The 14,974-nt window shown below is 65.0% G+C and carries 15 protein-coding genes; 11 read left to right on the plus strand and 4 right to left on the minus strand.

The genetic code is table 11. The features are described from left to right. Positions 1-11 precede the first annotated feature (11 nt). From K3725_RS05355 to K3725_RS05380, 6 genes are all read left to right on the plus strand, one after another. Positions 12-1,499, plus strand: a complete 1,488-nt coding sequence (locus tag K3725_RS05355) for a UDP-N-acetylmuramoyl-L-alanyl-D-glutamate--2,6-diaminopimelate ligase (protein WP_260017802.1) — start codon at positions 12-14, stop codon at positions 1,497-1,499. Then, positions 1,496-2,896 (plus strand): UDP-N-acetylmuramoyl-tripeptide--D-alanyl-D-alanine ligase, encoded by a 1,401-nt coding sequence (gene murF, locus K3725_RS05360; protein ID WP_260017803.1) that lies wholly within the window; start codon positions 1,496-1,498, stop codon positions 2,894-2,896. Before K3725_RS05355 ends, murF begins: the two co-directional genes overlap by 4 nt. A gap of 21 nt (positions 2,897-2,917) precedes the next feature. Then, the gene (mraY, locus tag K3725_RS05365) at positions 2,918-4,000 is read left to right on the plus strand and encodes a phospho-N-acetylmuramoyl-pentapeptide-transferase (protein ID WP_260017804.1); all 1,083 of its coding nucleotides are present in this window, start codon (positions 2,918-2,920) and stop codon (positions 3,998-4,000) included. Between the two features lie 517 nt (positions 4,001-4,517). Continuing rightward, on the plus strand, positions 4,518-5,621 hold the full coding sequence (locus tag K3725_RS05370; protein ID WP_260017805.1) for a tetratricopeptide repeat protein: 1,104 nt from the start codon (positions 4,518-4,520) through the stop codon (positions 5,619-5,621). A gap of 71 nt (positions 5,622-5,692) precedes the next feature. Beyond that, entirely contained in the window at positions 5,693-7,090 is a 1,398-nt protein-coding gene (murD, locus tag K3725_RS05375) for a UDP-N-acetylmuramoyl-L-alanine--D-glutamate ligase (RefSeq protein ID WP_260017806.1), read from the plus strand. A 19-nt stretch (positions 7,091-7,109) separates the two neighbouring features. After that, positions 7,110-7,451, plus strand: a complete 342-nt coding sequence (locus K3725_RS05380) for a thiamine-binding protein (protein WP_260017807.1) — start codon at positions 7,110-7,112, stop codon at positions 7,449-7,451. Between the two features lie 70 nt (positions 7,452-7,521). Here K3725_RS05380 and K3725_RS05385 read toward each other — a convergent pair whose 3' ends face one another. Continuing rightward, positions 7,522-7,686, minus strand: coding sequence for a hypothetical protein (locus tag K3725_RS05385; RefSeq protein WP_260017808.1), 165 nt, complete (start codon positions 7,684-7,686; stop codon positions 7,522-7,524). Between the two features lie 92 nt (positions 7,687-7,778). On the opposite strand from K3725_RS05385, the gene K3725_RS05390 reads away from it, so the two are divergent. After that, positions 7,779-8,672, plus strand: coding sequence for a LysR substrate-binding domain-containing protein (locus tag K3725_RS05390; protein WP_260017809.1), 894 nt, complete (start codon positions 7,779-7,781; stop codon positions 8,670-8,672). A gap of 71 nt (positions 8,673-8,743) precedes the next feature. On the opposite strand, the gene K3725_RS05395 is transcribed toward K3725_RS05390, so the two are convergent. The 3 genes from K3725_RS05395 to K3725_RS05405 all read right to left on the minus strand — a co-directional run bounded on the left by K3725_RS05395 (position 8,744) and on the right by K3725_RS05405 (position 10,740). After that, the gene (locus K3725_RS05395) at positions 8,744-9,193 is read right to left on the minus strand and encodes a MarR family winged helix-turn-helix transcriptional regulator (protein ID WP_260017810.1); all 450 of its coding nucleotides are present in this window, start codon (positions 9,191-9,193) and stop codon (positions 8,744-8,746) included. Between the two features lie 5 nt (positions 9,194-9,198). Continuing rightward, positions 9,199-9,492 carry a putative quinol monooxygenase gene (locus K3725_RS05400; protein WP_260017811.1) on the minus strand — a complete coding sequence of 98 codons (294 nt, stop codon included), beginning with the start codon at positions 9,490-9,492 and terminating at the stop codon, positions 9,199-9,201. A 66-nt stretch (positions 9,493-9,558) separates the two neighbouring features. Beyond that, complete coding sequence (locus K3725_RS05405) at positions 9,559-10,740, minus strand: NAD(P)/FAD-dependent oxidoreductase (RefSeq protein ID WP_260017812.1); 1,182 nt, start codon at positions 10,738-10,740, stop codon at positions 9,559-9,561. Positions 10,741-10,975: 235 nt separating this feature from the next. On the opposite strand from K3725_RS05405, the gene ftsW reads away from it, so the two are divergent. From ftsW to K3725_RS05425, 4 genes are read left to right on the plus strand one after another with little or no spacing between them, the layout of a single operon-like run. Beyond that, positions 10,976-12,142, plus strand: coding sequence for a putative lipid II flippase FtsW (ftsW, locus tag K3725_RS05410; RefSeq protein WP_260017813.1), 1,167 nt, complete (start codon positions 10,976-10,978; stop codon positions 12,140-12,142). A 26-nt stretch (positions 12,143-12,168) separates the two neighbouring features. Then, positions 12,169-13,260, plus strand: a complete 1,092-nt coding sequence (locus K3725_RS05415; protein WP_260017814.1) for a UDP-N-acetylglucosamine--N-acetylmuramyl-(pentapeptide) pyrophosphoryl-undecaprenol N-acetylglucosamine transferase — start codon at positions 12,169-12,171, stop codon at positions 13,258-13,260. Between the two features lie 4 nt (positions 13,261-13,264). Continuing rightward, positions 13,265-14,662, plus strand: coding sequence for a UDP-N-acetylmuramate--L-alanine ligase (gene murC, locus K3725_RS05420; RefSeq protein ID WP_260017815.1), 1,398 nt, complete (start codon positions 13,265-13,267; stop codon positions 14,660-14,662). Positions 14,663-14,666: 4 nt separating this feature from the next. After that, a complete protein-coding gene (locus K3725_RS05425; RefSeq protein ID WP_260017816.1) occupies positions 14,667-14,915 on the plus strand; it encodes a DUF2484 family protein in 249 nt (82 codons plus the stop codon). The last annotated feature ends 59 nt before the right edge of the window (positions 14,916-14,974 follow it).

Below are 14,974 nucleotides of genomic sequence, written 5' to 3' on the forward strand. Positions count from 1 at the left end.
TGAGGGCCGCCATGAGCAGCAGCAGACCAGACCAGCCTCTGAGCCAATTGGGGCTGACCGCCCGCGGCGGCGCTGACCCGCAGATTTCCGGACTTGCGGTGGACAGCCGCGAAGTGCGCGAAGGCTTCCTGTTTGCCGCCCTTCCGGGCAGCCAGGTGCATGGCGCCAAATTCATTCCCGGCGCGCTGGAGAAGGGCGCCGCCGCGATCCTGACCGACGCCGCAGGCGCAGGCATTGCCGCCAAGGTGCTGGACGAAAGCCACGCCGCCCTGGTGGTGGTCGAGGACCCGCGCCAGACGCTGGCCTATGCCGCGGCCTTGTGGTTCGGCGGCCAGCCGCAGACCGTGGTCGCGGTCACCGGCACCAACGGCAAGACTTCCGTGGCGACCTTCGTGCGCCAGATCTGGACCGAGCTGGGCCATGAGGCCGTCAACATGGGCACCACCGGCATCGAAGGTGCCTGGAGCTATCCGCTGGCCCATACCACGCCGGAACCCATTACCCTGCACCGCGCGCTGGCAGCAGCGGCAGAGGCGGGTGTGACACATGCTGCGATGGAGGCCTCCTCCCACGGTCTGGACCAGCGCCGTCTGGACGGGGTGCAGCTGGCCGCCGCCGGTTTCACCAATTTCACCCAGGACCACCTGGATTATCACGAGACATTCGACGCCTATTTCGCCGCCAAGGCGGGCCTGTTCCGCCGGGTGCTGCCGGATGAGGGCGTGGCCGTCATCAACATGAACGACCCCCGCGGCGCCGAGATGCGCGCGGTGGCCGCCGGCCGCGGGCAGGAGGTGATTTCCGTGGGCCGCGGCCTGGGCGATCTGAACCTGATGGGGATGCGCTATGATGGCACCGGCCAGGACGTGCGGTTCTCCTGGCATGACAAACCGTACCAGGTGCGGCTGAACCTCATCGGCGGCTTCCAGGCGGAAAACGTTCTGCTGGCTTGCGGGCTGGTGATTGCCGGCGGCGAGGATCCGGAGCGGGTGTTTGAGGCCCTGCCGCATCTGACCACCGTGCGCGGGCGGATGCAGCTGGCGGCGTCGCGCGACAATGGCTCTGCCGTGTTTGTCGACTACGCCCATACGCCCGATGCCGTTGCCAGCGCCATCAAGGCCCTGCGCCCGCATGTGCTGGGCCGGCTGATTGCCATTGTGGGCGCCGGCGGCGACCGCGACACCACCAAGCGGCCCCTGATGGGGCAGGCGGCGCATGAGAATGCAGACGTCGTGATCGTCACCGACGACAACCCCCGGAGCGAAGACCCTGCCATCATCCGCGCCGCGGTCAAGGGCGGCGCACCGGACTGTATCGAGATCGGCGACCGCGCCGAGGCGATCCTGCGCGGCGCGGATATGCTGCAGGCCGGCGATGCGCTGATCGTCTGCGGCAAGGGCCATGAGACCGGCCAGACCGTGGGCGACACGGTGCTGCCGTTTGATGACGTGGAGCAGGCCAGCATTGCCGTGGCAGCACTGGACGGGAGGATCGCATGAGCCTTTGGACCGCAGATGAGGCTGCCGCCGCCACCGGCGGGCGGGCGCAAGGCGATTGGGTCGTCTCCGGCCTGTCGATCGACACCCGCACCATCGAGCCCGGCGATATGTTCGTGGCCCTGAAGGCCGCCCGCGACGGCCATGACTTCGTGGCGCAGGCGCTGGAGAAGGGCGCAGGTGCCGCGCTGGTTTCGCGCATTCCGGAAGGGGTGCCAGCGGATGCGCCGCTCTTGATCGTCGAGGACGTGCAGTCGGGGCTTGAGGCCCTGGGCCGGGCGGCGCGCGCCCGCACACAGGCCAAGGTCGTCGCGGTGACCGGTTCGGTCGGCAAGACCTCAACCAAGGAAATGCTGGCGCGGATGCTGTCGGACCAGGGCCGCACCCATGCGGCCGTTGCCAGCTACAACAACCACTGGGGCGTGCCGCTGACGCTGGCGCGGATGCCGCGTGACACCGAATACGCGGTGATCGAGATCGGCATGAACCACCCCGGCGAAATCGCGCCGCTGGCAAAACAGGCGCGCCCGCATGTGGCGATGGTGACGACGGTGGCGGCGGTGCATTTGGAAGCCTTTGACAACGTCGAGGGCATCGCGGCTGAGAAGGCCGCGATCATGGAGGGGCTGGAGCCCGGCGGCACGGCGGTGCTGAACGCCGACATTGCCGAGGCCCATGTACTGAGGGACGTGGCCGCGGGTCTGGGCGCAATTGCGCGCTGGTTTGGCGAGAGCGCCAAGGATTACACCCTGCATTCCGCTGGGATTGAAGGTGAGGAGACCGTTGCCCGTGCCACCGCAAGCGGCCGGGATGTTGAGCTGCATATTCAATCCCTTGGCGCCCATTTCGCGATGAATGCGCTGGGCGCGCTGGCCTGTGTCGAAGCGTTGGGAGCCGACCCGGTTAAAGCCGTGGAAAGCCTCGCCCTGTGGTCGCCGGTCAAGGGCCGTGGTGTGCGCGAGACGGTCCGGCTGGAGAGCGGCGCCATCACCCTGCTGGACGACAGCTACAACGCCAATCCGACCTCAATGGCGGCGGCGCTGGCGGTGCTGGCAGCCACGCCGGGGCAGGGGCGCAGGATCGCCTATGTTGGCGACATGAAGGAGCTTGGCCCGCAGGAGGTGCATCTGCACGCCGGGCTGGCCGGTCTGGACGCGGTACAGGGCATCGACAGGATTCACTGCATCGGCCCGCTGATGCAGGCGCTGCATAATGCCTTGCCGGAGGAGAAACGCGGCGGCTGGTATCAGACCAGCGCCGAGGCGGTGCCGGGCCTGGCGGAGGAAATCAAAGGCGGCGACATCGTGCTGGCCAAGGGATCGCTCAGCATGGCACTGGCCAGGATTGTTGACGGCATCCGCGAAATGGGTCACTCCACCCCCACACAAGAAAACGCGTAATAGAACGAGGGAAGGGCCCAGATGCTCTATTGGCTGACCGCTTTGTCGGACGGGGGGGATGTTTTCAACCTCTTCCGCTATATCACCTTCCGTGCAGGCGGCGCCTTCATGACCGCGCTGATTTTCGGCTTTCTGTTCGGCAAGCCGCTGATCAATGTGCTGCGCCGCAAGCAGGGCAAGGGCCAGCCGATCCGCGATGACGGGCCGGAGGGGCATTTCTCCAAGGCGGGCACGCCCACCATGGGCGGCCTCCTGGTGGTCGGTGCGCTCTTGACCGCAACCCTGATGTGGGCGCGCTGGGACAATCCCTTTGTCTGGCTGGTGCTGTTTGTGACACTGGCCTACGGCCTCATCGGTTTTGCCGATGATTACGCCAAGGTGTCCAAGCAGAACACCAAGGGTGTGCCCGGCAAGGTTCGGCTGGCGCTGGGGATCATGATCGCGGTGATCGCGGCGCTCTGGGCTGCGGCCTATCATCCGGCGCCCTTGCAGAACCAGCTGGCGCTGCCGGTGTTCAAGGACACGCTGATCAACCTTGGTATCTTCTATGTGCCGTTCTCGATCTGCGTGGTGGTGGGGGCTGCCAATGCGGTGAACCTGACTGACGGCCTGGATGGCCTTGCGATCATGCCGGTGATGATTGCGGCCGGCACCCTGGGCGTCATCGCCTATGCGGTGGGGCGGGTCGACTTCACCGAATACCTGGACGTGCATTACGTGCCCGGCACCGGCGAGATCCTGATCTTCTGCGCGGCGCTGTTCGGCGCAGGCCTCGGCTTCCTTTGGTACAACGCGCCGCCGGCGGCGGTGTTCATGGGCGACACCGGCTCGCTGGCCCTGGGCGGCGCGCTGGGCGCCATCGCCATTGCCACCAAGCACGAGCTGGTGCTGGCCATCGTCGGCGGCCTGTTCGTGGTCGAGGCGCTGTCGGTAATCATTCAGGTCCTCTACTTCAAGCGCACCGGGCGGCGGGTCTTCCTGATGGCGCCGATCCATCACCACTACGAGAAGAAAGGCTGGGCCGAGCCGCAGATCGTGATCCGCTTCTGGATCATCTCGCTGATCCTGGCGATGATCGGTCTGGCGACGCTAAAGGTGCGGTAACACACGTGGTTTGGCTGCCGCGCCGTTTCATCGGCGGGGCAGTTTGAACTCTCTTTTTGATGGAACCGCCCGGGGCTGCTGCGTCGGGCGGTTTGTCCTTGAGGAAGAAGGCGGCGCCGCCGGAGGGGCGGAGCATCGGACAGCCCTTGCCAAGGGGCTGTGCCCGTCTGTCGGCCTGTGCGGGCCCGCCCTGCACCCAATGAAGAGGTGGTCTGAGGGGGGCTGGTCTCCTGGTCTTCCCGTTGCAACGGATAGACCGTAACCCGGCCAGGTGAAGATGTAGTGAGGGCAGCGTACGGTGGGTGCGCAACACCTAGTCAAAATGTTTCGCCCGGCGGCACGCCGGGCAGCGCCCGAACCGACCCCACGGGGAGTGCGCTTCACGCCCACCCCTCGGTCCGTGCGCTGCCCTTTGTGGAGAAGGCAGGGCTTTCAACTTGTCTGTGATCTGGTATTGGGGTGAACAACCTTTGGGTGAAGCTTGGCGTCAGGTCTGATTATTTTGAGGAATGAATACGTGGTCTCTATTGTAGTTAACAACTTGGTCTTCTGGGCTGTCGCCCTCGGATTAATTGGTTGTTTTATCTGGCCGATGGCTTTGCTGGGAAAGAAATTTTGGACCCGGGGTAAGTTGGATGAGCAAAATTCTGAATCTGAGTACTCCGGCCTCTGCGGTGATTTGAGTGCCAGTGCCTTTAGATTGAGCGTAAACGATCAGCAGGAGAATGCGGAGCAGAAGTATCTTCAAGCCGTTGCAGCTGGGCGCGAGGCTGTCAGCAAAAATGAGCCAGAAGCAGGCCGGCTGCTTGCCGGTTGCCTGGCAAACTTGGCACGTCTGCAGGAGCGCAGCGGGCAGCATGATAAGGCCGAACAGAACTTCCGGGAAGCTTTGGAAATTCTGGAGGTAGAAGGCGCTGCGCAGGCAAATGAATATGTCTATGGCCTGGACAGTCTGGCGTTTTTGCTTTGGCAAAGCGGGCGGCTGGAGGAAGCCGTGCCTCTCTATACGCAAGCGCTGGACATCACAGCCAGCCAGCAAGGCACGGAAAGCGATGATTATGTGTCCCGTCTGACCGCGCTGGCCAATGTAAAATCGCAGCTCGAAGACGACGGTGATGCGGAGCGGGTTTGTCGCGAGGCTGTGCAGGCGGTTAAGGAGCTGCGCGGCGAGGATGACATTCTGTACTCCGGCGCTGTGAGAAGTTTGATGGCCGTCCTGCATCAGCGGGGCAGAGAGGAGGATGCAAAGCCTTACTTTGATGACCTGTTGGAGCTGAGTCGCAAAGAGTTGGAGCCGGAACGGGAGGATGCGGATTATGCGCAAGCGCTATCCTATCATGCGGGTTTGCTGCATGAGGCAGGAGAGCTGAGAGAGGCAGGGCATGCCTACAGGCGCGCGCAAAAGCTGCTGCGTTCGGCCGGCCTGGATACGAGTGCGGAATATGCGGTTTGCCTGAGCAACTATGCCCGATTGCTGCGGGAGACAGGCCACTCGCAGCAGGCAGAACGCAATTTGCGTCAGGCGCTGTCCCTTCTTGAGGAAACGCTGGGAGCGGATCATGAGGTTTGCAAAGCAGCGCGCGACGAGCTTGACGAAACCTCGTCCGGGGCTGCGGCCTAGCCCCGCTTGCATTCCCTGCCTCCCTCTGTACAGGGTAAGCCGCAAATGGCGGACATTTGGGAGGGCAGGCGATGATCCCGGTCAAAGGATATCAAGGCGCGCAAGTGGCGGTGCTGGGGCTGGGGCGCTCAGGTCTGGCGACGGCGCGGGCTTTGCGCGCAGGCGGGGCTGAGGCCATCTGCTGGGACGACAACCCCGCGGCGCGCGAGGCGGCGGAGGCGGAAGGCTTCACCTGCCGCGACCTGCATAAATCCGGCGCTTTTGACGATGTGGCGGCGCTGATCACCTCGCCCGGCATTCCGCATCTCTATCCCAAGCCGAACCCGATTATCCGCGACGCGATCGAGGGTGGCGTGCCGGTGGACAATGACATCGGGCTGTTCTTCCGCTCCTTTGCCGATGCGGAGTGGCAGATGTACGACCAGCCGCCGCGGGTGGTGGCGGTCACCGGGTCCAACGGCAAGTCGACCACGGTGGCGCTGCTGCACCACATCCTGCAGGAGGCGGGGCGCGACAGCCAGCTGGCGGGCAATATCGGCCGCGGTGTGCTGGACATCGACCCGCCGGGCGAGGGCGGCGTGGTGGTGCTGGAGCTGTCGAGCTATCAGACTGAACTGGCGCGCGCGCTGACGCCGGATGTGGCGGTGTTCACCAACCTCAGCCCCGATCATCTGGACCGGCACGGCGGCATGGGCGGCTATTTTGCGGCCAAGCGCCGCCTGTTTGCCGAGGGCGGGCCGGACCGCGCTGTCATTGGCATCGACGAGGACGAGGGGCTGTTCCTGGCAGGCCAGCTGTCCGAAGGGCTGGGGGATGACCGGGTGATCCGGGTGTCCTCGGCGCGCAAGCTGACCGGGCCGGGCTGGCAGGTCATTGCCAGGAAGGGGTTTCTGAGCGAGTACCGCAAGGGGCGGCAGGCGGCCTCCATCGACTTGCGGGAGATGATGGGCCTGCCGGGCGCGCACAATCACCAGAATGCCTGCGCGGCCTATGCGGCTGCGCGCACCCTGGGGCTGGCGCCGCGGCTGATCGGCGAGGCGATGGCCACATTCCCCGGCCTGCCGCACCGCAGCCAGACCATCGCTGAGGCGGATGGCGTGCGCTATGTGAATGACAGCAAGGCCACCAACCTGGACAGCGCTGTAAAGGCGCTGAGCGCGTTCAAGAACATCCGCTGGATCTGCGGCGGGCTGGAGAAGGACGGCGGGCTGGACGCGTTGAAGGGGCAGACCGGCAATGTGCGGAAGGCCTATGTGATCGGCCGCGAGGCGGCGGGGTTCGCGCTGCAGCTGGACGTCGAGGCCGAGGTCTGCACCACCATGGCAGCCGCTGTGGAACGCGCCATGGCGGAGGCGCAGCCGGGCGATACGGTGCTGCTGGCGCCGGCCGCCGCAAGCTTTGACCAGTACGACAACTTCGAGCAGCGCGGAGATGACTTCGCCGCCGAGGTGAAGACGCGGCTGGGCTGAGCCGCAGGAGGAGACAGGCATGACTGCAGGCACTGAAACCGCAAACACCGTGATGCTGGCCTTTCAGGTCATCCCGCGGCTGCGTGAGGGCAACAATTTCGAGGCGGTGGACGCGGCGATTGCCGTGGTGAAATCCGCAGGCGTGCCGTTTCAGGTGGGGGCGATGGAAACCACCATGAAGGGAGAGCTGGATCACCTGCTGGAGATCGTCAAGCAGGCGGAGAAAGCCTGCCTGGAGTTCGGCGCAGTCGAGGTGATCACCAATATCAAGATCCACACCACCACGCCCGAGGCGCATGACACCTTCTGCACCTATACCCGCGGTGTGACCCCGAACAACAAGGTGTTCATCGAAGAGTGAATGGCGGCGGCCGAGCGGGTGCCGGCATCTGACAGGTCCGAACACCCGCATCCGGCTGCCTGCAGCCGTGTCAAAGACCGATATCGCGCAACAGATGCTCCGGCAGGTGGCTCAGCCGCCTGCGGGCGAGCTGCTGGTCGGCAGCCTGGCTGGCGGGGGCGTTCTCGCGCGGGGGCGAAGCAAAAGTTCTGCTGATAACGTGCCAAAGGTTCATTTGTGAAAGCATTTCAGCCATGGGCCTGATCCTTGTTCTGTCTGAACAAGATGTGGCCGCTTACCCCGTCAATGACCAATTGAATCTCGGCGGAGCTGGTATAAGCTGTATTGATGGATCGCTCTGTGAACCCCCTTCCGCCGCTGCCGGCGGTGCGCGTCTTTGAGGCCGCGGCCCGGCTGGGCAGTTTCAGCCGCGCGGCTGAGGAACTGGCGATGACGCAAGCCGCGGTCAGCTATCAGATCAGGCTGCTGGAGGACCGGGCGGGCCAGCCTCTGTTCCGGCGGCTGCCGCGCGGGGTGGCCCCAACCGCGGCGGGAGAGGCCTTGCAGCGCCACGCCACCGAGGCGCTGAATCTTTTGCGCCAAGGCTGGGCGGATCTGCGCGGCGGCGGCGAGGAGCTGGTGATCAGCACCCTCACCAGTTTTGCCGCCTTCATTCTGGCGCCGCGGCTGGGGCAGTTTCAGGTGGCGCACCCTGGCATCACCACCCGGGTGGACGTCAATCCGCGGGTGGCGGACTTGCTGGCGGGGGAGGCCACCGTGGCGATCCGGGCCGGGCGCGGCAGCTGGCCGGGGCTGGCGGCGGACCTTCTGATCCGCGGCAGTTATACGCCGCTGATGACGCCTGCGCTGATGGAAGCCTATGGCCCCATTGAGCAGCCCGCCGACCTGCTGCGGGTGCCGCGGGTGGATGCCGGGGACCCGGCCTGGGCCTTGTGGTTCCGCGCGGCCGGCGTGGCGCCGCCAAAGCCGGCCGAACAGCACAGCCTGGGCACCCAGATGCTGGAAGTGCAGGCGGCCCTTGCGGGGCAGGGCGCCTGCCTGCTGACACCGGCCTATGCCCGTGGCCTGATTGCCAGCGGCGCGCTGGTGCAGCCCTTCGATCTGGTGACGGAGGATGATATCTCTGTCTGGCTGGTTTACCCGGAGGCGCGCCGCGACGCGCCGGCCATAGCCGCCTTCCGCAGCTGGCTGCTGGCAGAGGTGGCGGAGCTGGCCGGGTAAAGTCTGGCAGGTGAGGGCGGAGGGCTCCGGGCTCTCCCATGCAGAAAATCCCCTGGCAGCAGGCGGGAAGTTCAGTCCCCGTCGGCGGGCGGGTGGGCCATTTCCTCTGACAGAATTTTGAAGTAGCCGGGCAGGACGTCTTGCAGCTGCTGCCGTCCCGCCGCTGTCAGCGCGGCTTCTTTGGATCTCTTGTCGGTCTCGCTGGCCGCAAGGCTGATCAGCCCGTCCTGCTGCAGGGATTGCAGGGTGCGTGTCATGACTGGTTTTGACACGTCAATGCGGCTGGCTATCTCATTTGGCGTCAGAGACTGGCGTTCAGGTTCCCGGTCAATGACGATCAGAACCAGAAAACGCAGTTGCGACAGGCCATGCGCGGCAAAATAGGCATCGAGCCTGCGGATCAGCAAGCTGGCACGGCGCATCATCAAGAGCGCGCTGGTGATATGTGCAGGATCGGTGCCGTAGGTTTCGGCGTAAGTGCCGACCATCTGCTGCGATGGAAGTTCCTTGAGGAAGAACATGAGGGTCAGGCCAGCGCGGTCATCTTGTGGATTTCCACCGGCTTTGCCAGCCAGGTTTCGTATTTGGCGAAGACCGGGGTGATGTAATCCGCCGCGTAGTGCGCTGCCAGGGCATCGTCGCTGGCCCATTCTTCGTCCAAGTAGAAGCAAGTGCCGTCGCGGCATTCGAGCAAGCTGAACTTCAGGCAGCCAACCTCAGCGCGGGTCGGCTCCAGAATCTCCAGCAGGCTTTGACGGACATCCTGCATGTGCTCGGGTTTCGGGGTGATCCTTGCGACAAGTTGAAAGGCGTTGGTCATAATGGGCTCCACTTATGTTATCATGGTAACTAAATGGGTAATCTCGCGTCCAAAGTCAAGCCGGCGTCATGTGCTGGCGGCGATGGCGGTGCCGGCGGCGAAACCTGACGACCAGGCCCACTGGAAATTGTAGCCGCCGAGCCAGCCGGTCACGTCCACCGCTTCGCCGATCGCATAAAGCCCGGGGGCGGCCTTGGCCTCCATGGTCTTGGAAGAGAGGCCGCCGGTGCAGATGCCGCCCAGTGTGACTTCGGCGGTGCGGTAGCCCTCGGTGCCGGCGGGCAGCAGATGCCAGTTCTGCAGTGCCTCACACAGCGCGGATAGCGCAGCGTCGGACTGGTCCGCGAGGCGGCCCTTGAGGTTCAGCTGGGGCGCGAGGAAATCCACCAGCTTGCCCGGCAGATGGCGGGAGAGTTCGGTGGTCAGATCGCGGCGGCCCTCTGCCTGACGCTGTTCGCGCAGGAGGTCGTAGAGCGGGGTTTCCGGGATCAGGTTCACCGTTATCTCTTCTCCCTCACGCCAGTAGGAGGAAAGCTGGAGAACCGAGGGGCCGGAAAGGCCGCGGTGGGTGAACAGCAGCGCCTCGTCGAATGAGGCGTGGGAGTTTGACAGACGCGCGGGCAAGGCGGTGCCGGCCAGCGGCTGGAAACGCCCGTCCGGGAAGGTGAAGGGCACCAGGCCTGCGCGGGTGTCCGTGACCTCCAGCCCGAACTGGCGGGCGAGGTCATAGGCGAGGCCGGTGGCGCCCATCTTGGGGATCGACTTGCCGCCGGTGGCCAGCACCAGGTTGCGGCAGGTGACGGTCTGCGGCTTGCCCTCGCGCAGGAGCTTGACGGAATAGCCGTCTGCGGTCTGCTGGACGCTCTCAACAGAGGTGTGCAGCCAAAGGTCCGCGCCGGCCTGCCGCATCTCCTCCACCAGCATGGCAATGATCTGCTTGGCGGAGCCGTCGCAGAACAGCTGGCCCAGGGTTTTCTCGTGCCAGGCGATGCCGTGGCGGTCCACCAGTCCGATGAAATCCCACTGGGTATAGCGCGCCAGCGCCGACTTGCAGAAATGCGGATTGGCGGAGAGGTAGTTCTTCGCCTCTGCGTACATATTGGTGAAGTTGCAGCGGCCGCCGCCGGAAATGCGGATCTTCTCGCCCGGCGCCTTGGCGTGATCGATCACCAAAGTGCTGCCGCCCGCATGGCGCGCGCACATCATGCCAGCCGCGCCGGCGCCGAGAATCAGGGTGTTTATCCGCATGGCGCGCATCCACCACGGAACCGGCGGCGGCGCAAGGGGCAGGCCGGCGGGGGCGGTCCGGCGGAAGGCCGCCGTCACGCGGGCAGCTTCCTGCCTGTCAAGATGGCCCGCCGGGCGGGCGGTGGATTCTCGCCGAACTGTGTTCTTTTTCTGGCGCCGCGGCTCACGTTTCGTTACAGTTTCTGTGAGACCCCGAAAAATGGGGCGGAACGAGGCATATAGTGGCGGTATTCCCATGACTGAGATGGTCTATGGCGCGGTTCCCGTGCAGGCTGGTGAGCCGATTCTTCCCAAGTGGTGGCGGACGCTGGATAAATGGACGATGTCCTGCATCCTGATGCTGTTCGTGATCGGGCTCCTGCTGGGGCTGGCGGCCTCAGTTCCGCTGGCGGAAAGGAACGGGTTCGGCAATTTCCACTATGTGCAGCGGCAGGCGGTTTTTGGCCTGACGGCGCTGGCGGCGATGCTGATGACCTCGGTGATGTCGCCCACGCTGGTGCGGCGGCTGGCGGTGGTCGGCTTTGCGGTGGCCTTTGTGGCGCTGGCCTTCCTGCCGATCTTCGGCACCGATTTCGGCAAGGGTGCGGTGCGCTGGTACTCGCTTGGCTTTGCCTCGCTGCAGCCCTCGGAATTCCTGAAGCCTGGGTTCATCGTGGTCGCGGCCTGGATGATCGCTGCCAGCCAGCAGATCAACGGCCCGCCGGGCACGCTGATGTCCTTCGCGCTGTGCATGATGGTGGTGATGATGCTGGTTTTGCAGCCGGATTTCGGCCAGGCGAGCCTGATCCTGTTTGGCTGGGGGGTGATGTATTTTGTCGCCGGCGCACCGATGCTGCTTCTTGTCTGCATGGCCGCGGTGGTCGTGATGGGCGGCGTGTTTGCCTATAACAGCTCCGAGCACTTCGCCCGCCGCATCGACGGTTTTTTGAACCCGGATGTCGACCCCACCACCCAGCTCGGCTATGCCACCAACGCCATCCGCGAGGGCGGGCTGTTCGGGGTCGGCGTCGGCGAGGGGCAGGTGAAATGGTCGCTGCCCGATGCCCACACCGATTTCATCGTCGCCGTTGCCGCAGAGGAATACGGGCTGGTGCTGGTGGCGGTTCTGATCGCGCTTTACGCCTCTATCGTGGTGCGATCGCTGTTCCGGCTGATGCGCGAACGCGATACCTTCATCCGCCTCGCGGGCACCGGCCTTGTGTGCATGTTCGGCGTTCAGGCGATGATCAACATGGGGGTTGCGGTGCGGCTTTTGCCCGCCAAAGGCATGACTTTGCCGTTTGTCAGCTATGGCGGATCTTCGCTGATTGCCACCGGGATCGCGGTGGGTATGCTCCTGGCCTTTACCCGGACGCGCCCGCAGGGCGGGATTGCCGATTACCTGAACGGCCGCGGCCGCTGACGAGATAAGAAAAGAGACCAGCTGCGATGGCACAGAAAATGCTTTTGATGGCTGCCGGCGGAACCGGCGGCCATATGTTTCCTGCACAGGCGCTGGCCGAGATGATGCTGGCGCGCGGCTGGCGGGTGAAACTGTCGACGGATGCGCGCGGCGCGCGCTACACAGCGTCCTTTCCCAGCGCGGTGGAAATCTCCCAGGTGTCTTCTGCCACCTATGCCCGCGGCGGGCTGCTGGCCAAGGCGCTGGTAGCGCCGAAGATTGCCGGCGGTGTGCTTTCGATGGCGATGCAGATGCGCAGTGACCGCCCCGATGCGGTGATCGGCTTTGGCGGCTATCCGTCGATCCCGGCGCTGGGGGCTGCAACGCTGCTGAAGCTGCCGCGGATGATTCATGAACAGAACGGGGTGCTGGGCCGCGTCAATCAGATCTTTGCCACCCGCGTCGCGGGCGTCGCCTGCGGCACCTGGCCGACCACGCTGCCCGAAGGCGTCGCGCATGAGCATGTGGGCAACCCGGTCCGCAGCGCAGTGAAGGAGCGGGCAGGCGCCGGCTATATTCCGCCGGGGGATTACCCGATGTCGCTGCTGGTCATGGGCGGCAGCCAGGGTGCGCGCATCCTGTCTGACGTGGTGCCTGCCGCGGTGGCGGCGCTGCCGGGGGAGATCCGCCGGCACCTGCGCGTGTCGCATCAGGCGCGCGAAGAAGACCTGCAGCGGGTCAGCGCGTTCTATGCGGACCACGGCATAAACGCCGATGTGCAGACGTTTTTCACCGATGTGCCCGCCCGCATGTCGGAGGCGCAGCTGGTGATCTCCCGCTCGGGCGCCTCCTCGGTCGCCGATATCTCGATCATCGGGCGGCCCTCGATCCTGATCCCCTTTGCCGCCGCCGCAGGCGACCACCAGACCGCCAACGCCCGCGGGCTGGTGGATGCCAATGCTGCAGTGATGATCCCGGAAAGCGCCCTTGATATCCCGGTTCTGGCAGAGCATATGGGCGCAATTCTGAGTAACCCGCAGGCTGCCGCGCAAATGGCAACCGCTGCACTGAGCGCCGGGGTCCCCGATGCCGCCGAACGTCTGGCAGCACTGGTGGAGCAACTGGCCGAGGAAGGATAATAGTATGAACCCCGCAACCAAACTGCCTGGCGACGTCGGCCCGATCCATTTCGTGGGTATCGGAGGCATCGGCATGTCAGGCATCGCCGAGGTGCTCTTGAACCTCGGGTACATGGTGCAGGGCTCGGATCTGAAATCCTCCAAGATCACCCAGCGGCTGGAGAAGCTGGGCGCGCGTATTTTCACTGGCCAGAAGGCGGAGAATTTGGAGGAGGCCGCGGTTGTGGTGATCTCCTCGGCGATCAAGCCGGGCAACCCGGAACTGGACGAGGCGCGCCTGCGCGGCCTGCCGGTGGTGCGCCGGGCCGACATGCTGGCAGAGCTGATGCGGCTCAAGTCCAACGTCGCCATCGCAGGAACCCATGGCAAGACGACGACCACCACCATGATGGCAGAGCTGATGGTGGCCGGCGGCTTCGACCCGACCATCGTCAACGGCGGCATCATTCACGCCTACGGCTCCAACGCGCGGATGGGGCAGGGCGAATGGATGGTTGTCGAGGCTGATGAGAGCGACGGTTCGTTCAACCGGCTGCCCGCAACCATCGCCGTGGTGACCAATATCGACCCGGAGCATATGGAGCACTGGGGCGACTTTGACCGCTTGCGCGATGGCTTCCTGGAATTTGTCTCCAACATCCCGTTCTACGGCATCGCCGTCTGCTGCACCGACCACCCCGAGGTTCAGGCGCTGGTGGGCCGGATTTCCGACCGCCGGGTGGTGACCTATGGCTTCAATGCGCAGGCGGATGTGCGGGCTGTCAACCTGACCTACAAGGCGGGCGTCGCGCATTTCGACGTGGTGCTGCAGGCCGAGGACCGGGTGATCGAGGGCTGCACCCTGCCGATGCCGGGCGACCACAACGTCTCCAACGCGCTGTCTGCGGTTGCGGTGGCGCGGCACCTGGGCATGAACAGTGTTGAAATCCGCGAGGCCCTGGCGGCCTTTGGCGGCGTCAACCGCCGGTTCACCAAAGTGGGTGAAGTGAACGGCGTCACCATCATCGACGACTACGGCCACCACCCGGTGGAGATCGCCGCGGTGCTGAAAGCGGCGCGTCAGGCCAGTGAGGGCCGGGTGATCGCGGTGCATCAGCCGCACCGCTATTCGCGGCTGTCCAACCTTTTCGACGATTTCTGCGCCTGCTTCAACGAGGCCGACGTGGTGGCCATCGCAGAGGTCTTTGCTGCGGGCGAGGAGCCGATTGAGGGCGCCAGCCGCGATGATCTGGTCGAGGGCCTGATCCGCCACGGCCACCGCCACGCCCGCGCCATCCTGAGCGAGGATGACCTGGAGCGCCTGGTGCGCGAGCAGGCCCGCCCCGGCGACATGGTGGTCTGCCTGGGGGCGGGCACCATCAGCACCTGGGCCAACGGCCTGCCGGACCGGCTGGGGCGCTGAGGGAATGACCCTTTCGCTGACCTTGGCCGCCGTCTGGGCGCTGGCAGCAAACGTGCTGGCGATGATCCCCAGCCGCGACAATCACTGGCGGCGGGCCTATCTGCTGATTGCGCTGGGCATCCCGCTGCTGGGCTATGTGACCTATGAGAACGGCCCCTGGTGGGGGCTGGCGGTGCTCTTGGCGGGGATGTCGGTGCTGCGCTGGCCGGTGCTGTACTTCGGGCGCTGGGTGAGGCGCAGGCTGGGCCTTTAAACCTTCGCAAAAAGGCTAGTGGTGAAGGAATGTTAATCTTTTCTTCCGGATCGCCTGAT

The sequence above is a fragment of the Leisingera sp. S132 genome, from assembly GCF_025144465.1.
Taxonomy (GTDB): Bacteria; Pseudomonadota; Alphaproteobacteria; order Rhodobacterales; family Rhodobacteraceae; genus Leisingera.